Source organism: Streptomyces asoensis (assembly GCF_013085465.1).
GTDB classification, from domain to species: Bacteria; Actinomycetota; Actinomycetes; order Streptomycetales; family Streptomycetaceae; genus Streptomyces; species Streptomyces cacaoi_A.
Genome location: NZ_CP049838.1, coordinates 7,651,822 through 7,672,081, shown reverse-complemented (window position 1 = coordinate 7,672,081; position 20,260 = coordinate 7,651,822). Strand labels below are relative to the sequence as shown.

Annotated in this window: 17 protein-coding genes; 11 read left to right on the top strand and 6 right to left on the bottom strand. The window is 70.2% G+C overall.

Annotation, left to right across the window (positions count from 1 at the left end; all coding sequences use genetic code 11):
* Positions 1 to 83: 83 nt before the first annotated feature.
* Both G9272_RS34435 and G9272_RS34430 read right to left on the bottom strand, forming a co-directional pair.
* Positions 84 to 734 carry a ScbR family autoregulator-binding transcription factor gene (locus G9272_RS34435; RefSeq protein ID WP_171400130.1) on the bottom strand — a complete coding sequence of 217 codons (651 nt, stop codon included), beginning with the start codon at positions 732 to 734 and terminating at the stop codon, positions 84 to 86.
* A 576-nt stretch (positions 735 to 1,310) separates the two neighbouring features.
* A complete protein-coding gene (locus tag G9272_RS34430) occupies positions 1,311 to 3,119 on the bottom strand; it encodes a S8 family peptidase (protein WP_171400129.1) in 1,809 nt (602 codons plus the stop codon).
* Between the two features lie 366 nt (positions 3,120 to 3,485).
* On the opposite strand from G9272_RS34430, the gene G9272_RS34425 reads away from it, so the two are divergent.
* Positions 3,486 to 4,421 carry a lytic polysaccharide monooxygenase auxiliary activity family 9 protein gene (locus G9272_RS34425; protein WP_171400128.1) on the top strand — a complete coding sequence of 312 codons (936 nt, stop codon included), beginning with the start codon at positions 3,486 to 3,488 and terminating at the stop codon, positions 4,419 to 4,421.
* 75 nt (positions 4,422 to 4,496) lie between these two features.
* Here the strand turns inward: G9272_RS34425 and G9272_RS34420 are convergent, their stop codons facing one another.
* Entirely contained in the window at positions 4,497 to 5,132 is a 636-nt protein-coding gene (locus G9272_RS34420) for a Tat pathway signal sequence domain protein (protein ID WP_171400127.1), read from the bottom strand.
* Between the two features lie 686 nt (positions 5,133 to 5,818).
* Between G9272_RS34420 and G9272_RS34415 the strand changes: the two genes are divergently transcribed.
* The 9 genes from G9272_RS34415 to G9272_RS34375 all read left to right on the top strand — a co-directional run bounded on the left by G9272_RS34415 (position 5,819) and on the right by G9272_RS34375 (position 14,883).
* Positions 5,819 to 6,484 (top strand): DUF6230 family protein, encoded by a 666-nt coding sequence (locus G9272_RS34415; RefSeq protein WP_171400126.1) that lies wholly within the window; start codon positions 5,819 to 5,821, stop codon positions 6,482 to 6,484.
* A complete protein-coding gene (locus G9272_RS34410) occupies positions 6,484 to 6,936 on the top strand; it encodes a DUF6114 domain-containing protein (RefSeq protein WP_171400125.1) in 453 nt (150 codons plus the stop codon). The genes G9272_RS34415 and G9272_RS34410 overlap by 1 nt, the downstream gene beginning before the upstream one ends.
* 242 nt (positions 6,937 to 7,178) lie before the next feature.
* Positions 7,179 to 8,192: a sporulation protein gene (locus G9272_RS34405; RefSeq protein WP_171400124.1), complete on the top strand. Its 1,014-nt coding sequence runs from the start codon at positions 7,179 to 7,181 to the stop codon at positions 8,190 to 8,192.
* A 258-nt stretch (positions 8,193 to 8,450) separates the two neighbouring features.
* A complete protein-coding gene (locus G9272_RS34400) occupies positions 8,451 to 9,296 on the top strand; it encodes an SAM-dependent methyltransferase (protein WP_437184334.1) in 846 nt (281 codons plus the stop codon).
* 246 nt (positions 9,297 to 9,542) lie between these two features.
* Positions 9,543 to 10,559 (top strand): substrate-binding domain-containing protein, encoded by a 1,017-nt coding sequence (locus G9272_RS34395; RefSeq protein ID WP_171400123.1) that lies wholly within the window; start codon positions 9,543 to 9,545, stop codon positions 10,557 to 10,559.
* Between the two features lie 66 nt (positions 10,560 to 10,625).
* A complete protein-coding gene (locus G9272_RS34390) occupies positions 10,626 to 13,475 on the top strand; it encodes a sensor histidine kinase (protein WP_171400122.1) in 2,850 nt (949 codons plus the stop codon).
* A gap of 11 nt (positions 13,476 to 13,486) precedes the next feature.
* Entirely contained in the window at positions 13,487 to 13,921 is a 435-nt protein-coding gene (locus G9272_RS34385; protein WP_171400121.1) for a roadblock/LC7 domain-containing protein, read from the top strand.
* 1 nt (position 13,922) lies between these two features.
* A complete protein-coding gene (locus G9272_RS34380) occupies positions 13,923 to 14,279 on the top strand; it encodes a DUF742 domain-containing protein (protein ID WP_171400120.1) in 357 nt (118 codons plus the stop codon).
* Entirely contained in the window at positions 14,266 to 14,883 is a 618-nt protein-coding gene (locus G9272_RS34375) for a GTP-binding protein (RefSeq protein WP_171400119.1), read from the top strand. The genes G9272_RS34380 and G9272_RS34375 overlap by 14 nt, the downstream gene beginning before the upstream one ends.
* 133 nt (positions 14,884 to 15,016) lie before the next feature.
* Here the strand turns inward: G9272_RS34375 and G9272_RS34370 are convergent, their stop codons facing one another.
* Positions 15,017 to 15,433 carry an ankyrin repeat domain-containing protein gene (locus tag G9272_RS34370; protein ID WP_171400118.1) on the bottom strand — a complete coding sequence of 139 codons (417 nt, stop codon included), beginning with the start codon at positions 15,431 to 15,433 and terminating at the stop codon, positions 15,017 to 15,019.
* A 207-nt stretch (positions 15,434 to 15,640) separates the two neighbouring features.
* Here G9272_RS34370 and G9272_RS34365 point away from each other — a divergent pair, with 207 nt between their 5' ends.
* Positions 15,641 to 17,011, top strand: a complete 1,371-nt coding sequence (locus tag G9272_RS34365) for a glycoside hydrolase family 43 protein (protein WP_171400117.1) — start codon at positions 15,641 to 15,643, stop codon at positions 17,009 to 17,011.
* A gap of 40 nt (positions 17,012 to 17,051) precedes the next feature.
* Here G9272_RS34365 and G9272_RS34360 read toward each other — a convergent pair whose 3' ends face one another.
* Both G9272_RS34360 and G9272_RS34355 read right to left on the bottom strand, forming a co-directional pair.
* Positions 17,052 to 19,172, bottom strand: coding sequence for an aromatic amino acid lyase (locus tag G9272_RS34360; protein ID WP_171400116.1), 2,121 nt, complete (start codon positions 19,170 to 19,172; stop codon positions 17,052 to 17,054).
* 24 nt (positions 19,173 to 19,196) lie between these two features.
* Positions 19,197 to 20,156, bottom strand: coding sequence for an ABC transporter substrate-binding protein (locus tag G9272_RS34355; protein WP_171400115.1), 960 nt, complete (start codon positions 20,154 to 20,156; stop codon positions 19,197 to 19,199).
* Between the last annotated feature and the right edge of the window lie 104 nt (positions 20,157 to 20,260).

Below are 20,260 nucleotides of genomic sequence, written 5' to 3'. Positions count from 1 at the left end.
GCCAAGGGCCAAGGGCCAAGGGCCAAGGGCCAAGGGCCAAGGGCCAAGGGCCAAGGGCCAAGGATTGCGCACCCGCGCGCCCCTCACACCACCGCCATGATCTCCCGCTCCAGGCGTGCCGCGAGGCTGAGATAGCGCGGTCGGCGCGGTACCGGTACCAGGCCGCGGATGAGGACGTGCCACATCTCGGCCATCCGGCGGGGCAGCCGGCCCGCGGGTTCGCGGGAGCGGCCGACGACTCGGGTGCCGACGAAGAAGCAGACCAGGGAGTGCGCCACGGCGTCGACGTCGACGTCCGGATGGATGTCGGACTCCTTGAGCGCGCCGCCGAGCCGCCGGGAGATCAGGTCCAGCAACTCCACGAAGGGATGCGACAAGGGCGGTCGGACCGCCACTCCCCCCGTGGCGAGCCGCAGGCCGGCCCGGGTGATCGGGCCTTCGACCGACAGCCGCGTCAGGGCGAACGTCAGGCGCATCAGGGCTTCGAGCGAGGCGTAGCCCCGGTCGTCGATCTCGCCGGCGATCCGGCGTGAGGCCGAGGACTGCAACTCCATGATGGCGTGGGCCAGATCCTCCTTCGCCGCGAAGTGGAAGTAGAGGGCGCCCTTGGTGACATGGGCGTGCGCGACGATGTCACTGAGGCTTGTCGACTCGTAGCCGTGCCGGTCGAACAGGTCGGCGGCGGCCGTGATGATCGTCGTGCGGGTCTGTTCGGCGCGTAACTGCCTCGCCATCGACTGGTACTCTCCCGGGCCGGTAACGAACGGGTCATGCCGTTTTTTCTTACCCCCCGTACACAATAGCTCACGGTAAGACTGTATTGGCCATGGGAGTGAAGACCGCCGACGGCCCCTACGCTCACCCGACTTGTGCGCCACGGCTGGCCCGCTACCGGAAGCCTCCCACAGAGAACGTACCGGAGGCATAATCGAGACGGAATCAAAAGAGACGGGGTGCGCGGTTTCCGCTTGTGAGCCTCTCAAGGACAGGATGCCGGAACACTCGACCGACACGTGTAACCGCATACCGAGGTTCCCACGGCACCCTCCAGAGCACACCTTTCGGGCGGCTTCTCTGTGCGAGGCAACCGGTTTGTTTTTCGCAGAAACGGCTGGAAACGCACAGGCAACTCGTCGCCGCTGCTGGGCACTTACCGAAAGCACCGGAGCCCACGCCACGGCCTCGCACGGAAACAGGCAGAAAGAGGCTTCGCCGGAAACAGGCAGAAACAGGCAGAGGGCGGGCCGGCCGGTGTCCATCCACACCGGCCGGCCCGCCCGTTCGTCGCAAGCGGCGAGCAGCGAGTTTCCTCAGAAGGTCAGCTGCCAGCTGTTGAGCTTGCCGGTGTCCTGCGCGGCGGTGTCCTGGACGCGCAGCTTCCAGGTGCCGTTGGCGGTCTCGCCGGAAGCGTTCACCGAGTAGGTGGCGCTGACGTTGTCGGCGGAGTCCGAGGAGCTGGCCGCCTTCAGCCGGTAGGCGGTGCCGTCGGGCGCGACGAGGTCGATCACCAGGTCGCCGCGGTAGGTGTGGGTGATGTCGACGCCGACCTGAAGGGCGGTCGGGGCGTTGCCCGTGCGGCCGCTGACGGCGATCGAGGACTCGATGGCGGAACCGTTGTCCGGGATCGGGACCGCGGTCGTGTTGGAGAAGGTGGTGCCCCCCGTGGAGCCGCCGGAGCCGCTCACCGCCTGCACCGTCCTGGCCGCGTCCGCCAGACCCGCGCCGCAGCCACCGGAGCAGGCTCCGGGCAGGGCACGGGCGTTGTTCTTGATGGCCGTCTCGATCTGCGCGGGGGTCAGCGCGGAGTTCGCCGACTTGACCAGCGCGACCAGGCCCGCGATGTGCGGGGTGGCCATGCTGGTGCCCTGGTAGTAGGCGTACGACTCGCTCGACGGCGTCTTGGTCCCGGAGTTCAGGGTGGACAGGATGCCGTTCGCGGTGCCGGTGCTGGTCTGGCCGCCGGGCGCCGAGATGTCCACGAGGGAGCCGTAGTTGGAGTAGGACGCCTTGGCGCCGGTGCGGTTGGTCGCCGCGACCGAGATGACGTTGTTGCAGTTGCCCGGCGAGTGGTTCGCGACGTTGTCGCTCTCGTTGCCGGCGGCCACCACGACGGTCGTACCCCGGTTCACGGCGGCGGTGATCGCGCTCTGGGTCGCCGAGGTGCAGGCCCCGTCGCCGCCCAGACTCATGTTGATGACCTTGGCGACGTTGGAGTTGGCGGGAACACCGGAAACGGTACCGCCGGACGCCCAGGTGATCGCGTCGATGATGTCGGAGTCGTAGCCCCCGCACTTGCCGAGCACCCGGACCGGCGAGATCTTCGCGCCGTACGCGATGCCCGCGACACCCTTGTTGTTGTTCGTGACGGCGGCGATGGTGCCGGCCACGTGGGTGCCGTGCCAGGAGGAGTTGCCGGCAGGAATGCCGGAGCCGCACTCGTTGGCGGCGTAGTAGTCGCCCGGGTCGGCCGGGTTGCTGTCGCGGCCGTCGCCGTCGACGGAGACCGCGGTGTCGGCGATGAAGTCGTAGCCGCCGACGATGTTCGCGGCGAGGTCGGTGTGCGCGACGTAACCGGTGTCGATGACGGCGACGGTGACACCGGTGCCCGTCGAAGTGGCCCAGGCGCCCGGCACGTTCATACCGGCGGTGGACTCGAAGAGGTCCCACTGCTTGGTGTACTCGGTGTCGTTCGGGTCGGCCTTCGGCTTGTTCAGCCGGTCCGGGACGACGTAGGCGACCTGCGGGTCCGCCCGGTACTGGGCGACGACGTCGGCGACATCCGCCTTCGTGAGGTCGTCACCCAGGTCGACCAGGGCGGCGCCGGTGCCGAGACGGCGCTGGAAGTCGACGTCCTCGCCGGTCTTCTCGCCCTTGGCAGCGGCGTCGGCCTCGGCGGCCGGGTTCGACCTGGCCTCGGCGGCACCGGACTTGTAACCGACGATGAGTCGCTCGGCCGGGGTGCCGGGCGCGGCCTCGGTCTGGGCGGCGGGGACGGCGGAACCCTGGGAAACGGTTTCCTGGGCGGCGACGGCCGAAGCGGTCGACGCGGCGGTGAGCAGGGCCGCGGAGGCCGCGGCGACGGATATCAGCTTCCGTCTCAGGGCGGGTGAGGTGCGCAAGGGCGTGCCTTTCGTAACCGACTCCGGACAGGGCGGAGCGGCGGTCGATTCGCTTCGGCGGGGAAGCGGCGGGGGGTGCATCGAAGAGCAGCGCGAAAGGCCGGCCAGGCGCGGGAACCGACCCCGTCGGGGTTACCTGTGGGTCGGCTGTGCAGGAACGATAGGCAAAGGATCAGTCATCCGGATACAGGGGAAACCCTCGATCCGGCCAAAAACCCACCCTCGACGACCACTATCGGTCAGCGAACGCCCGATTTGATCGTGTCCGGGCGGCGCGGCAGCCCCCGGGCGGCGCACTGAACGCGCCGGACCGGATTCCCGTACTCACAACAGACCGTTCCCGCGCCGGCCGAGGAGACGTCCCCGATGCCCCGCACGACCGCACATCGCACCGCAGCTCTGGCGGCCGCCGCCGTGAGCCCGCTCCTGCTGGGCCTGTGGGCCGCCGGACCGGCCCAGGCGCACGGCGCCCCCACGGATCCGGTCAGCCGGGTGTACGCCTGCTCCCCCGAAGGCGGAGCCGACGCGAGGACCGCGGCCTGCCGGGCGGCCATCGACGCCAACGGCACCTCTTTCGCCGCGTGGGACAACCTGCGGGTGGCGAACGTGAACGGCCGCGACCGGCAGGCCATTCCCGACGGACAGCTGTGCAGCGGTGGCCTGTCCGCGTACAAGGGGCTCGACCTCGCCCGCGCCGACTGGCCGTCGACCCGGCTCACCCCGGGCGGGACACTGCGCATGACGTATGCCTCGACGATCGCGCACACCGGCACGTTCAAGCTGTATCTGACGAAGCCGGGGTACGACCCGTCGAAGCCGCTCACCTGGTCCGACCTGCCGACGAGTCCGTTCGCCGAGGTCAAGGACCCGGCGCTGACGGACGGCGCCTACCACCTCACGGCGAAGCTGCCCGCCGACCGGACGGGACGTCAGATGCTCTACACGATCTGGCAGAACAGCAGCACGCCGGACACGTACTACTCATGCTCGGACGTGGTGTTCCCGGAAGCGGTTTCACAAAGCAAGCCGGAGAGCAGCCCGACGGCGAAGGCGCCCGCTTCGGCCACGCCCGTGGCGTCCGCGAGCACGACGCCCGGCTCGCCGTCCGCCGCTCCGTCGGTGTCGACCGCGTCCGGCGCCACACCCGCCCAGGCCGCCGCGGCCAGTCCCGAGACCACCCCGGTGGCGTCCGCCACCGGGTCCGGCTCCGGGCCGTCCGCGCCGATGCTGGCGGGCGGCGCCGCTGCGGTGTTGGTGCTCACCGGCGGCGCCGCCCTCGTCGTGCGCCTGCGTCGACGCTGAACTCCGTTACTCCGGTGCCCGGTTGTGCGTCGGCCGATCAGTCGCACGGACGGTGTTCGGTTGACGTGACGGTGTTCAGTTGACGGTGACGGCCGCGCCCGCGTCGGTCACCGGGGCGTACTTGGCGGTGAAGTAGCCGTTCGCGAAGCAGAGCGAAGAGCCGGACGACTTGGTGAACTGCTGGCTGGTGAAGGTGATGCTGTTGTCGGCGTTGCTCGCCACGCCGGTCAGGCTGGGCGCCTGGTAGACGCAGTTGATGCTGCCCAGCAGGGTGCGCAGCACGACCGTGGTCTGGATGGTGGAGCCGCTCGGCGGGGTCACGGTGACGGTGCCGTCCGAGGCCACGCTCGTGGTGTAGGACAGGTTGTTGACCGTGATGCTGGTGACGCCGAGCACGCCGACGACGTTCGCGGTGCAGTTGCTGAAGGTGTGCGCGGTGAGCGACTCGGTGGCGGTGCCGGGCGCGGTGGGGTTGTCGGTGACGGTGGCGCTGAACCCGGACGTGGCACAGGAGACGCCGCTGGTGCCGGTCGCGCTGGAGTACAGCGTGGCGGCCGTGCCGCTGGCGAGGGAGGCGTTGAGGACGTCACCGACGGCGACGTCGCCGTTGGCGGTCGTCAGCACCGCGCCGGCCGCGGAGGCCGGGGTGACGGCGGTGAGCGAGAGGGCGGCGACAGTACCTGCGAGGGCGAGGAGGGAGCGGGTGCGCATGCGGGTGCCTCTTTCTCAAGTGGGGCTTTATTCGGGGGGGGGGGGGGGTCGGTGGGGGGTGAACCGGCGCGTCGCTTGTCGCAACAGGAGGGGACGCTGATCGGCGTCCGCCGTCGCCGGCCCGTGACGCCTTCTCCGTACGTGACGGACCGGCAACGGCGGCCGGCCGGTGACCGACCGAAGGCACTGGCGAGTGACTCCGGCCGGGCCGGGCGGGGAGGGGCGACCGGTCGCGGCCCGCAGGGGGAAGCGGCCGTACCGGTGCCGTAATGGGATCGAGCTCGGGACCGAGTGGCCCGTACTGGCTGAAAAGCGTCCGGGAGCGCGGCGATGTCGCCACGCTGCGGATCCGGCGCCACGGATCCCGGCTGAGCCAGGGAGAGTTGTAGACCTGATGGTCTGTCAACGTCAAGGCTCTGAAACAAAGTTGATTGCCCGACAGATATATGCGAAAGCCCGTCGGGGCATGTGACCCACAGGCGGCACATAATGAACACTCTTTTTCCACATCTCCCTTGACCGGTTGGTGTAACCATCGGTAACTTCCTCGACGGCTACTGCTGCGTAACCAGAAAGCCCTTGCGGTTTCCGGGAGTCGCGAGGAGGCGTGCGCGGCAGCCGCTGTCCGCGCCAGGACAACGTGCCACTGAAGCCCAACCCGCATGACTAAGCGCATGGGAGCAGACATGGCCTCGTCCCCGGACGTCACTTCGTCCGCCGACAACACCCCTGAGAACCCCGAAAGCGGTTCCGCAACGAGACGCGGCCGGGTCCGGCTGCGCCGGGCCGCCGTCATGGCGGTGCCCGCCACCTTCGTCGCCGCGGGGCTCGCGGTCCTCACCGCGCAGGGCGCCCTGGGCGTGCAGTTCGCGATCTCCGGCATGCCGTTCGTGGTCACCGCCGACAGGCTCGACGGTGAGGGCTTCGCGCAGTTCGGCGGCCTGGACAACATGATCGAGAACAGCCCCAACCAGGGCGACACCGGCGGTCAGGTCCTGGTCGTCACCTCGGTCGTGAAGAACGGCAAGATCACCAACATGTGCCAGAGCGTCGACCTCGGCGGCATCCAGCTCATCCTCAGGGCCGGCGGCGGGTCCACCCCGGTGAGCGTGAAGAACCTGGCCATCGACTCCGACGAGATCTCGGGCGACGCCGAGTTCAACAACATCGAGATCGGCCGCGACTCCAGCACCTTCGACAAGGTCCCGATCCAGGGCCCCGCGGGTGTCTACGGCCAGCAGGCGGACACGGTCGTCATCAAGGACCTGTACCAGCACAACTACGCAGCCACCGCTGCCGTCTTCAAGCTTCCCGGACTGAAGATGAGCTTCTCGAGCGAGGGCTGCAAGTAATGACCTTCACCCAGTGGCGGGACCGCTTCCGCGGGTGGAGAGGCCACCGGCCCTTCGCGGGCGGCGTGCTGCTCGTCCTGGGCGGCGCCGAGATCCTGGTGACCATGAAGGCACCGCTCCCGGTGATCCTTCATGTGGGTATGCAGGGCCTGGCGGGTTACCTCCTGCCCACCCTGATGGTGCTCTGCGGTCTGCTGATCATCTTCAACCCGACCCAGCGGCTGTTCTACTCGATCATCGCCATCCTGCTCTCCCTGGGCACCTGGCTCACCTCCAACATCGGCGGCTTCGTCATCGGCCTCCTGATGGGTGCCGTGGGCAGCAGCCTGTCCTTCGGCTGGCTGCCCGACCAGGAACCGCGCCAGAGCCGCCGACAGCGGGGCAAGGAGACGCGGACGGCCGAGTCCGTCCGGCAGGACGGCCCGCTGCCCGGAGCGGGGGAACCCGCCTGACCCGCGGACGCTCGCGGACCCGACGCGCGGACGGGACACACGGCCGTACGTCACTTCACCGGCGGGGCCGGCACGACCTGCGTACAGCAGGCCGCGCCCGGCCCCGCCGGTTTCGTCACCCCGCCACCGCACGTCATTCGAACAGGTGACTTGGGAACTTCTTTGCCGTCGCAGCGAGTTCAGCGGAAGATCACTGCGATGGGTTCGAGGCAATGGGTTCGGCGTGAAGGAGCGACAGCGGCATGGTGTTCAAACGGCTGCTCGGGGCGATCGGCGTAGGCGGCCCCTCGGTGGACACGGTGCTCGACGGCGAGGGGGTGCTGCCCGGTGGGGCACTGTCGGGTCAGGTCCGGCTGCGGGGCGGCGGCGCGGCCGTGGAGATCGAGGAGATCTGTCTGGAGCTGCTGGCACGCGTCGAGGCGGAGCACGAGGAGGGCGAGAGCGAGGGCACCGTCGCCTTCGATCGGTATGTCGTCGGTGGCGGCTTCCGGCTCGGCGCGAACGAGGAACGCAGTGTGCCGTTCTCGGTCACGGTGCCCTGGGAGACACCGGTCACCGAACTGTACGGGCAGCCGCTGGGCGTCGTCCTGGGCGTGCGCACCGAGCTCGCGGTGGCCGACGCCCGCGACCGGGGCGATCTCGACCCGCTCACCGTCCGCCCACTGCCCGTGCAGGAGGCGGTCCTCGAAGCGCTCGGGCAGCTCGCGTTCGGCTTCCGCTCCGCCGACCTGGAGCACGGCCGTATCGGGGGCACGGGACAACGGCTGCCGTTCTACCAGGAGATCGAGCTCACCCCTCCCCCGCGGTACGCGCACGCGGTGACCGAGATCGAGCTGACCTTCCTCGCCACCGCGTCCGGCCTGGAGGTCGTGCTGGAGGCCGACAAGCGCGGCGGCCCGCTCACCCCCGGCCACGACGCGCTGACCCGCTTCACCGTGCGCCACGAGGACGTGCCCGTCCTCGACTGGAACAGCGAGGTCGACGGCTGGATCCGCCGGCTGACCGAGCACCGGGAGGCGTACGACGCGCAGGCGTACGTCCACTCCGCGCCGCACGCCGACCACCTGGCCGGCCACGTCGCCGTCCACGGCTCCGGGCCCGGCGTGAGTACGGCGGTCGCCGCGGGTGCGGCGGGGGCGGCCGTGGGGGTCGTCGGCGGCATGGTGGCGGCCGAAGCGGTCGACGAGATCGGTGACTTCTTCGAGGGAGAGGAAGAAGACGAAGCGGAGGAGAGCGAGGAGGTCCAGGAGGACTAGGAGCGCGGGAAGAGAGCGCGAAGAGCCGCAGGAGAACCGGGGACGAGGGCTGGGCCTGCGTTTCGGCCCTCGGGGCCTTCGGTGTGCCGTCGCGAAAGGCCCCGCCGGGGCGGTCACGGTCTGCGCCGGGTTCGCGGTGACGTTCGCCGTGCCGTTCGCGGGAGCGGTCACCTCGCCGTGCTCCGTCCCCAAGGTCCAGCCGGCGCGGAAACGCACCTTCCGGCCCAACCGTCGTTCATAAGTGGGAGGTTGGGACGCATGGACAGCGACGCAATGGACAGCGGTGAAATGACCGGCGCCGAAACCAGGCCCGAGAACGACGCCGTCGACACCGGGACCGCGCACTCCGCTCGGATCTACGACTACATCATCGGCGGCAAGGACCACTTCCCTGCGGACCGCGAGGCCGGGGACGCGATGGTCCGGGAGTGGCCCGCGCTTCCCGTCCACATGCGGGCCAACCGCGACTTCATGAACCGCGCCGTGCGCCACCTCGCCCGGGAGGCCGGGATACGCCAGTTCCTCGACATCGGCAGCGGCATCCCCACCTCTCCCAACATCCACGAGATCGCCCAGGCGGCGGCCCCCGGCTCCCGGGTGGTCTACGTCGACAACGACCCCCTCGTCCTGGACCTGTCCCGGAACCTGATGAGCAGCACGCCCGAGGGCCGCACGGCCTACCTGGAGGCCGACATGCGCGACCCGGCGGGCATCCTGGCCGCGCCGGAGTTCCGTACGGCACTGGATCCGGACCGGCCCGTCGCCCTCACCGTGATCGTCCACTTCCTGCTCGACGAGCACGACGCCGTCGGCATCGTCCGCCGCCTGCTCGACCCGTTGCCCTCGGGCAGCCACCTGGCGATGTCCATCGGCACCGCGGACTTCGCGCCCGAGGAGGTCGGCCGCGTCGCCCGTGAGTACGCGGCCCGCGGCATGCCGATGCGGCTGCGCACCCGGGCGGAGGCGGCGGAGTTCTTCACCGGCCTCGACCTGGTCGACCCCGGGATCGTCCAGGTCCACCACTGGCGTCCCGACGGCACCGGCACAGAGGTCGTCCGTGACGCGGACATCGCGATGTACGGGGCGGTGGCCCGCAAGCCCTGAACCACACCGACCGATTGACGATCAGTCAATTCAGCTGCGGATATGCTCCCTCCCGTGCGAGCCGCCCCGTCCCGGATCACAATGCGGCAGCAGCACCTCACCCCATGTGGTTGCTCACTTGACTACCAGCGGTCACACACGGTTGGCTCCGAGCCAACGAATGCCTCTCGCCGGTGCACACCCCCTCGCTCCGGCGGCGCTCGCCCCGTCCTCCCTGCTCTGCCGCACAGCGAGGTGCAGCCCCCCATGAACACTCCCCTCCCCGCTCCCTCCGCTCCCGTTCCCCTCGGATCCGCACGCCTCACCGCCCTTGCCGCGGCCTGCTGTCTCCTCCTGCTGACCGGCTGCTCCGGCACCACGTCGTCCGGCTCGGACATGGACACGGCGGGCGGCTCGGGCGACCGGATCAAGATCACCCTGGTCACCCACGGCGCCGAAGGCGACGACTTCTGGGAACTGGTGCGCAAGGGCGCCGAGGCCGCGGCCGCCAAGGACGGCGTCGACCTGACCTATGCCAGCGACTCCGACGCCGCCGGACAGGCCGAGCTGGTCCGGAACGCGGTCAGCGACCGGGTCGACGGCATCGCGGTGACCCTCGCCAAACCACAGGCCATGAAGGACCCGGTGGCCCGGGCCAAGGCGGCCGGCATACCCGTGGTCGGACTCAACTCGGGTATCGACGCCTGGCGTTCGGCCGGCCTTCTGGAGTACTTCGGCCAGGACGAGAGCGTCGCGGGCCGCGCCGTCGGCGACAGACTCGACGGCCTCGGCGCGAAGCACGCCCTGTGCGTCATCCACGAACGGGGCAACATCGCCCTGGAGGCGCGCTGCGCGGGCGTGAAGAAGACGTTCACCGGCGAGACCGAGATGCTCTACGTCGACGGAACGGACATGGACGCCATGACCGCCACCGTGGCGGCTCGCCTGCGGCAGGAACCCGACATCGACGAAGTCATCGCCAACGGGGCGCAGTTCGCGCTCGCCGCGGTGCAGGCGACCGAGAAGGCCGGCAGCAAGGCCAAGGTCGCCACCTTCGACCTCAACAAGGACCTGGTCACGGCCGTCCGTGACGGCAGCGTGCAGTTCGCGGTGGATCAACAGCCCTATCTTCAGGGCTACTTGGCCGTCGACGGGCTCTGGCTGTACAAGACCAACGGCAACCTCAGCGGCGGCGGTGTGTCGCCCGTACTGACGGGCCCGGCCTTCGTCACGAAGACCAACGTCGCCCAAGTCGCCCGCTTCGCCGCCGCCGGCACCCGCTGACCGGACCGCTCCCCCTCTCCCCCGCTCCTCCTCCCCCTCCCCCCCGCTGATCGCTCTAGGACGACTATGTCTCCACGGACAGGTGCCCGGCGCCGACGTCTCGGCTCCATACGTCTCTCCCTGATCCTGCTGGCCCTGGTGCCCAGCGTCACCCTCGCCGCCATGTGGGGTGTGACGACGACCCAGATGTTCGCGGAGGGGCTGCGGCTGCGCGCACAGACCGAACTGAGCCGGTCGACCGGTGCCATGGGCACCGAGGCGACGCTCATGCTCCAGCAGGAACGCAGCCTGTCCGCCGTGTGGCTGGCCTCGCGGCCCGCCGGTTCCCGGGCCGCGCTGGAGGCACAGCGCGAGAAGACGGACGCGGCGGTCGCCAAGCTCGTCGCCCGGTCGGACGACATCCAGCAGGCGTCCGACCGCGTCAGGGACCGCATGTACTCGGTCGTCGCCTCCGTGGGCAGCCTGGAGTACTACCGGGGCCAGGTGGACGACCCCGTCGACATCACCGCCGCTCAGGCACTGGACCAGTACACGTCGATCATCGACGACCAGATCCACGCCTTCCAGGAGCTGTCCCAGGTCGACGACGGCGACCTCACCTCACAGGCCGGACCGCTCGTCGCCCTGGAGCACGCGGCCGAACTGGTCTCCGAGGAGGACCTCCAGCTCACGCTCGCCGGGCCCCGCCAGCGGATGGACGAGAAGACGTGGGCGGAGTTCGCCCAGTTGGTGAACACCCGGCGCTGGCTCGTGCAGGACCAGATCGTCCCCTCGCTCACCGGCACCGCGAAGACGCAGACCGAGAAGATCCTGACGAGCTACCAGTGGCAGATCCTGGAGTCCGTCGAGGACAAGGTGCTCGCGGCCCGCGCGAAACAGAGCGAAAACGGTGACATCGCGTTGCCGGACGTGCAGAAGCAGTGGCGTGCCGCGCTCATCGAGGTCTCCGACCAGTACTCGGGACTGATCCGGCTACAGACCACGGCGCTGCTCCAGCACAGCGCGGACGAGGCGCGCGAGCTGCTCATCACCGCCGCCTCGCTCAGCGCCGGCGGTCTCGTCGCCCTGCTGCTGTGCGTCGGCATGTCCTGGCGCATCACCCGCTCGCTGTCCCGGCGGCTGCACGGGCTGCGGATGGCCACGCTGAGCCTGGCGCACGAACGGCTCCCGGACGTCGTGGCCCGGCTGGACCGGGGCGAGACGGTCGACGTGGAGTCGGCGACCCCTCCGCTGGACTACGGCGGCGACGAACTCGGCCAGGTGGCCGCGGCGTTCAACACGGCGCAGCGCACCGCCGTGCACACCGCGGTCGAACTCGCCGACACCCGGCGCGGCTTCCAGAAGGTCATCCTGGGCATCGCCCGGCAGAGCCAGAACCTGGTCAACCTCCAGCTCAGCAAGCTCGACGCACTGGAGCGGCGGCACCAGGACCCGGACGTCCTCAACGGACTCTACGAACTGGACTCCACAGCAAGCCAGTTGCGGCGTTACGAGGAGAACCTCGTCATCATCAGCGGCGGCCGGCCAGGACGCAGCTGGACGGAGCCGGTTGCGCTGATCGACATCCTGCGCAGCGCCGTCGGGGAGGTCGCCGAGTACCGACGGGCCGAGGTGCACACCGAGGAGGATGTGTACATCGCGCCACCCGCCGTGGCGGACGTGATCCATCTGCTCGCCGAGCTCATCGACAACGCGACGTCCTACTCGCCGGCGCCCAGCCCGGTCGGTGTACGGGCCGCGCTGGTGGCCAGGGGCTTGGCCATCGAGGTCGAGGACCGCGGCCTCGGCATGTCCGAGGAGGACTACGCCTCGTTCAACGCGCAGTTGGCGGTCCCGCCCCAGTTCGACGTGGTGGCGCTCGCCGACGACCTGCGGCTGGGCATGTTCGTGATCGCCCGGCTGGCGACCCGGCACGGCATCGCCGTCACCCTGCGCTCGTCACCGTACGGCGGGACCACGGCGATCGTGCTGGTCCCGCACGACATCGTGGTCCGCGAGTGCCCCGGCCCATCGGTCCCGACCGCGGAGGACTCCAGCGAGCCGGCGACCGCCGGTTCCCCCTCCGCGGAGAGGGACCTCCCGTCACCCGTGCGGGACACACCGGACGCGGCGCGGGAGCACAGCAGGTCGGGCACCGAAGCGGCCGCGTCTCCCTTGCCCGCAGGGGACGCCTCGGCTCCGGCGCCCACCTCGTCGTCCCCGTCGGCCAGCAGCTGGGACCCGGCACTCAGCCGACCGGCCTCACGGGACCCCGCGCCCGACTCGGCCGACTCCCCGCCCTCGACGGACATCGCGTCCTCGACGAGCGACTCGTCCCTCCCGACGGACGTGACGGCCCCGGCCCGGACGTCCGTCACCTCGGCTGGTGCGTCCGTCACCTCGGCTGGTGCGTCCGGCGCCGCGTCCGGTGCGTCCGGCGCCGCGTCCGATGCATCCGTCGCCGCGTCCGATGCATCCGTCGCCGCGTCCGATGCATCCGTCGCCGGGTCCGGTACTCCAGGCGCCGCGTCCAGTGCGCCAGGCGCCGCAGCCGATGCGCCAGGCGTCGCGGGTGGTGGGGACCTGCGGTCGAGCCGGGTGACGACCGGCGCAGCCCGGGCACCGGGTACGGCCGCTCGGCCCGGAGGTCTCACGCCGTTGCCCCGCAGGGTCCCGCAGACCAGCCTCGCCACCGAGTTGCGCGAGGATTCCGCCTCCGCTGAGGCCGTCGAGGAAGACGGTTACCCGGACGACTTCACCGCGGAGCGCGCCGCCTCTTCCCTCGCCGGTTTCCAGCGAGGCACGCTTCGAGCACACGCCGACGCCGACCTGTCGCTCGACGACCCGCAGGAAACATCCGCCGAAGAGGACCCCGGCCCGCCGGTCACCGCCGCGAGCACCTCCCAGACCTCGACACCGCCCGCCGACCGCTCATGAAGGACTTCGCGATGACACGCTCCATCCCCGGCACGAACGCCCAGCTCGACCAGCTGCTCACCGGTCTCGTGGACCGGGTCGCCGACGTGAACCAGGCCGTCGTACTCTCCGAGGACGGGCTGGTGGTGAGCAAGTCCACCGGTTTCCTGCGTGAGGACGCCGAACGCCTGGCGGCGACCGCGTCCGGCCTGATGAGTCTCAGCAAGGGCGTCAGCATGGATTTCCGCGGTGGCCCGGTGCGCCAGGCGCTCATCGAGATGGCCAACAGCTACCTGATCCTCACCTCGGCCGGCCCGGGGGCCCATCTCGTCGTACTGGCGGGGAAGAACGCGGACGTGGGCGTGGTGGCGTACCAGATGAACATGCTGGTGAAGAAGATCGGCGAGCACCTCAGCGCGGCGCCGCGGGCCCATGTCGGTCCCGCCGTCCGCACCAACGGCGGGTGAGGTGAGCGTAGGCGACGAAGCGGGCAGACTCGTCAGGCCGTTCACCCTCACCGGTGGCCGTACCCGGCCCAGCCGTGCCGACTTCACGCTCATCACGACGGTGACCGCGGTCGACCCGCCGCCCGAGCGGGCCGCGCGGCCGCAGCCGGAGCACACCCGGATCCTGCGGCTGTGCGCCCGGCCGCTCGCCGTGGCGGAACTCGCGGCCCATCTCGACCTGCCGGTGAGCGTGGTCGTCATCATGCTCTGCGACCTGCTGGAGGCCGGCCTGATCACGGCTCGGCCGCCCCGTCCCGTCACCGGCACCCCGGATCTCGATCTGCTGGAGAAAGTGAGGGACGGCCTTGGCCGGATCTGATTCCACCGCTCCCACCGCCCTCAGCGCCGGGCCGGCCGCGGCACCCGACACGGTGAAGATCCTCATCGCCGGCGGCTTCGGCGTCGGAAAGACCACCATGGTCGGGGCGGTCAGTGAGATCGCGCCACTGCGCACGGAGGAGCCGCTGACCGTTGCCGGGCTGGAGGTGGACGACCTGAAGGGCATCGAGGAGAAACGGTCCACCACCGTGGCCCTGGACTTCGGCCGGATCACCATCGGCGACGATCTGGTGCTGTATCTCTTCGGCACGCCCGGCCAGCAGCGGTTCTGGTTCATGTGGAACGACCTGGCGATCGGCGCCCTGGGGGCGGTGGTGCTCATCGATGTGCGGAGGCCGGAGTCCAGCTTCGCCGCGATCGACTTCTTCGAGCGCCGGGGTATCCCGTTCGTCGTTGCGGTAAACGGTTTCCACGGGTTGCACCCGTACCCGACGGAGGAGATCAAGGAGTCGCTGGCGTTGCCGGCACATGTTCCCGTGTTGCTGTGCGATGCGCGGGAGCGTGACTCGTGCCGGGACGTACTGGTCGCCCTGATCGACCGGCTGATCGAAGACGTCACACTCCGGCCGACGCCGGCACACTGATTGGCCCGCCGACCGCCCGACCGCCTGACCGCCTGACCGCCTGACCGCCTGACCGCCTGACCGCCCGACCGCCCGACCGCCCGACCGCCCGACCGCCCGACCGCCCGACCGCCCGCGAGTATCCGGGACCCCGTCAGTGGGCTCCCGCGGCGCGCAGTGCGGCAACCGTTTCCGGGTGCGGTCCCGCGGTCGCCCACTCGAGGGGGGTCAGCCCGGTGCCGTGGTCCTCGCGGAGGTTGGGGTCGGCGCCGTGCGCGAGCAGGGTGCGGACCGCGTCGATGTGGCCCCAACAGGCCGCCGCGCACAGCGGGGTTCCCTCGGCGCCCAGGCCCGCGCTCTCGGCGTCGGGCGGCGCACCGGCCTCGAGCAGTCTGCGCGCGGTGTCGGCGGACCCATGAACACAAGCCGCGTACAGCGGAGTGGTTCCTTCGACATCGGCGGCCGAGGGGTCGGCACCGGCCCGCAGCAGCAGGTCGACCTGAGGACCGCCCTCGAACATCACCGCCGACAACAGACGCCTCGTCAGTTTCTTCTGCTTTCTCCTGTTCACGGTCGCCGAGACTAGCCCGGACCGCCGCCGAGATCGCCGGAATTTCCGCGGGCCGCACACAGGCACAAGGCGGGAAACCGCCAAGCGTGTCCCAGTGATTGACCTGTTCCCCGCCCGCCCCTACCTTCTGACCGACTCACCGAACCTGGTTCGACATTTCGAACCAACGGTCGGCATCAAAGGGCACCCCGCACCCCTGGAGCGCATATGACACCCCACCCCTCCCGCCGCCTCGTCCTGAGCGCGGCCGCCTCCGTCCCGCTGGCCCTCACCCTCGGCGTCCCGTCCGCCCACGCGGCCGACTCGGCCTACGTGATGGGCTACTTCACCGAATCGACCAGCCTCGGCGCCGGCACCGACTACGGCCTCCACCTCGCCGTCAGCACGGACGGGTTGCAGTGGATGCCCCTCAACCAGAACAACCCCGTGGTCACGCCCACCGAGGGCGCGCTGGGGCTGCGCGACCCGTTCATCCTGCGCAAGCAGGACGGCACCTATGTGGTGATCGCCACCGACCTCAAGGGCACCGACTGGAGTTACGTCAGCCAGTACGTGCACGTGTGGAACTCGACCGACCTGCGCACCTTCACCGGCTACCACCGGCTGAAGCTGCACGACATGAACACCCACAGCTGGGCGCCGGAGGCGTTCTGGGACGCGGGCCGGGGTCAGTACGCGCTCATCTACTCCGCCGTGAACGGCAGCGGCCACAACGTGATCATGGTCAACTACACCACCGACTTCGTCACCGCCTCGGCTCCCCAGGTCTTCTTCGACCCCGGCTACGACGTGATCGACGGCGACATGGCCGTTGGGGTGAACGGCGTCAACTACCTCTACTTCAAGAAGGACCAGACGCTGGTGGGCGCGCGGTCCAGCTCGCTCGACCCCGGCAGCTTCACGGTCTTCAACACGGGCGTCGCCCACGGCGGCACCGAGGCGCCGACCCTCGTCAAGTCGCTGAGTTCCAGCACCTGGTGGCTCTGGGGGGACACCTACACGCCCAACGGCGTCTTCTACGCCTGGCAGTCCACCGACCTCTCGGCGGGCACCTGGACCGCGCTCGACCAGAAGACGTACACCCAGCCGGTGAACTCCAAGCACTGCGGCGTCACGACGATCACCAGCACGCAGTACAGCAACCTTGTCGCCAAGTGGGGCGCCCCGGCCTGGAACCGGCTCAAGTCCTACAACTTCCCCGACCGTTACGTCCGCCACGCCAACTACGTCGGCCGTATCGACACGTACCCCTTCGACCTGTACACCGACTCGCAGTGGAAGCTCGTCCCCGGCCTGGCCGACAGCTCCGGGGTCTCCTTCCAGTCGGTGAACTACCCGACCCGGTACCTGCGGCACTACAACTACCAGCTCCAACTCGACGTCAACGACGGCACATCGACGTTCGCCGGTGACGCGACGTTCTACCGTACGGCGGGCCTGGCGGACTCCACATGGGCGTCGTTCCGCTCCTACAACAACCCGACGCGCTACATCCGGCACGCGAACTACGTACTGCGCATCGACCCGGTCTCGACGGCCACCGAGAAGCAGGACGCGACGTTCTACGTGGGTTACTGAGCGAGGCCCGTCACCGGAGCCGGCCCCTGGGTCGACCGGCTCACAACTCGGCGAGCCCCGGAAGCAGTTCGGCCGCCGCCGTCACGTCGCCGGTCAGCGGACGGTCTTCCGTGCCCGCGGGGAGAACGGCCGTCGCCGCGGCGAAGACCTCGACCGGCGGCGGCAGCGACTCCGCCTGGACCGAACGCATCCTCAAAGCTCGTACGGCGGCGACGAGTTCACATGCGAGGACGGTGGTGTAGGCGTCCGTTGCCCGCGAGGTCTGGCGGGCGGCCTGTCCGGCGAAGCTGGCGGCCTCCTCCAGACCTCGCGACAGGACGGCGTGGCCCGCCGAGGCGGGCATCGTCCCCGAACGCAGTTCCGCCAGCGCGGAGTTGGCGGTGTACTCCAGGATCATCGTGCCCGAGCTGGTCGCGGGTCCTCCGCCGAGGAACGGTGGCAGGCCGGTGAGCCCGGGGTCGCCGAGCGCCGTGAGGCGAGCGGTGGAGAGCTGCGCGGTCTGCAACAGGGCGAGGTTGGCGGCGTCCAGGGCGAGGCCCAGGGGCGCGGCGAAGAAGCCGCCGTGGTGGTAGGCCGTGGTGCCGTCGGGATCCATGAGGGGGTTCTCCGACGGGCAGTTGATCTCCACCTCGATGACTTCACGGAGTCGCTCGGAGGCATCCAGGGCGCAGCCGTGCGCCTGCGGGAAGGCGCGGAACCCGAAGGGGTCCTGGATACGCCGGCCCTGGCGGCCCTGCGGCCGGTCGGGCAGGCCGAGCAGCCGCCGCACCTCACCGGCCGCGCGGGCCGCGCCGGGATAGGGCCGCAGGGCGTGCACGGGCGCGGCGTACGCCTCCGGCGAGCCGGACACCGCGGCGAGGGAAAGGGCGGCGACGGCGTGCGTGGCCCGCAGCAACACGTCGAGCTCACGTTGGGCGAGCGCGGCCTGCCCCAACGCGAGGGCATTGCTGCTGAGCAGAGCCAGCGCATCACCGGGCTGAAGGACGACCGGGGCCGGGAGTCCGGTGGAGAGTGCAGCGCCAGGGGCGGGGGTGGCGGCCGTAACAGGGGCGGAAACGGTGACGTAGACGGTTTCGGCGGCGGGTCCGGACAGGGTGACGAGCTGAACAGCGGGGGCGAGAACGCACCGAGCAGCGGCAGCGGGCTCGCCGTAAGCGGTTGCCGGGGCGGCCGACTCGGCCGTCTGTGACGGGCCGACCCGCAGTGCGTCCGGCTCGGGCTCGGGCTCGTTCGACGGGACGCCCGACCCGGCCTGCGATTGCCGCGTCTTCACCGGACGGGCCGAGGCGCCACCCCGTTCACGTTCCGCTCCTGCAACCGACGCCCCGCCCGGTGCGAGTTGTGCCCACGCGACCGGCGCCCCGCCCGGTGCGAGTTCCGCCTCCGTGACCGGCGCCCCGCCCGGTGCGAGTTCCGCCTCCGTGACCGACACCCCACCCGGTGCGAGTTCCGCCTCCGTGACCGACACCCCACCCGGTGCGAGTTCCGTCCTCGCGACCGACGGGCCACCGTGCGCAAGCCCCGTCACCGAGGCGGCGGACTCGCCGCCCGGCTCAGCCTTCTCCACCCGGCCGGTCGGCTCGCCGTCCGGCCTCGAGGCCTTCCTCGGCTCGGCCGACTCCGTACCCAGCCAGGGCTGTTCGCCGATCAGCGTCAGGCCGGTCTGGGCCAGCGCCGTCAAGTCACCGGTGCCGACAGCGCCGTACTCGTTGACGGCCGGATGGACGCCGAGACGGAGGGCGTCGACGAGTGCATCGATGAGGGCGGGCTGGATGCCGGAGCCGCCGGCGAGGAGCTGGTTGGCTCGTACCGCGAGCATGGCGCGGACCTGGCGGTCCGGGAGCAGGGCACCCGCTCCGCCCGCGTGGCTGCGCAGCAGGCGCAGGCCGTGCGCCGCCTCGTCGCCCTCGTCGACCGGCACCGAGCGCTGTGCGCCGACGCCGGTGCCGCGGCCGTACAACCGTCCGGCGGCGGCGAGTCGCTGCGCGGTGCGCCAGGAGTGGGCGGCCCGCTCGCGGGCCTCGTGGGCCACCGTGGGCACGGCCGCACCGTCGACGAGCGCGATCAGCTCGCCGACGGTGAGGGTGGTTCCGTTCAGGACGGTCCGGGCGCCCCCGCGCTGCGGAGGAACCCGGGTCGATCCGTTTGCTGTTGCGTCCAACGGTTCACGTGATCCGGTGGAACCTCAGCCGAGGCCGGCGGACTTCAGCCAGGCCTTGGCGACGTCCAGCGGGTCCTTGCTCTCCAGCTGCACCTGGGAGTCCAGGTCGAGGAGGGTCTTGGTGTCGAGCTTGGCGGAGACGGCGTTGAGCGCGTCGATGCCCTCCTGGGAGAGCCCGCTCTTGTAGACCAGCGGGGTCACGTTCGCGAATCCGAAGAGGTTCTTCGGGTCCTGGAGGACGACGAACTTCTCCTTCGTGATGGTCGGGTCCGTGGTGAAGATGTCCGCGGCCTGCACGGTGTTCTTCTTCAGCGCGGCCTGGGTCAGCGGACCGCCCGCGTCGAGGGCCTTGAAGGACTTGAACTTCAGCCCGTACACCGACTCCAGGCCGAGGATGCCCTGCTGGCGGGTCTGGAACTCGGGCGAACCGCCGAGGACCAGATCCGGTGCGATGTCCTTGAGGTCGGCGAGCGTGGACGTCGCGGTGAGGCTGTACTTCTTCGCGGTCGCCGCGTTGACCGTGACGGAGTCCTTGTCCTCGGCCGGCGACGACTCCAGCAGCGTCAGCTTGGAGTCGAGCTTGGCCTTCGCCGCGGCGTTCACGGTCGCGAGCGAGGTCTGCTCGGCCTTCGCGTCCAGGTAGGCCAGCAGCGAGCCGTTGTACTCCGGCAGGACGGTGATGGAACCGTTCTTGAGCAGGCCGTACGTGGTCTCACGGCTGCCGATGTTGGGCTTGTAGGACACCTTGATGCCCTTGGCCTTGAGGGCCTCGCCGTAGATGTCGGCGATCAGGATGCTTTCGGCGAAGTTGTTGGAGCCGACGACCACGGTGTCACCGGCCGCCTTGTCGCCGGCGAGCGGGTCGGAGGTGTCGTCGGACGAGGAGGAGCATCCCGCCAGCAGGACCGTCACCGCCGCGAGGGCGACGGCCGCCGCACCTGGGTGGTTCCTGAGGGACCTGCTGCTGTGGGCGTTGGAAGTCACGGTTCCCGTTCCGGGCTGGGGGGTTGATGAGAACTCAAACACTCTGGCCTGATCCAATCCACCCGCTTCTTGATCAGTCAAGAGGAGCCGGGTTACCGATTGGC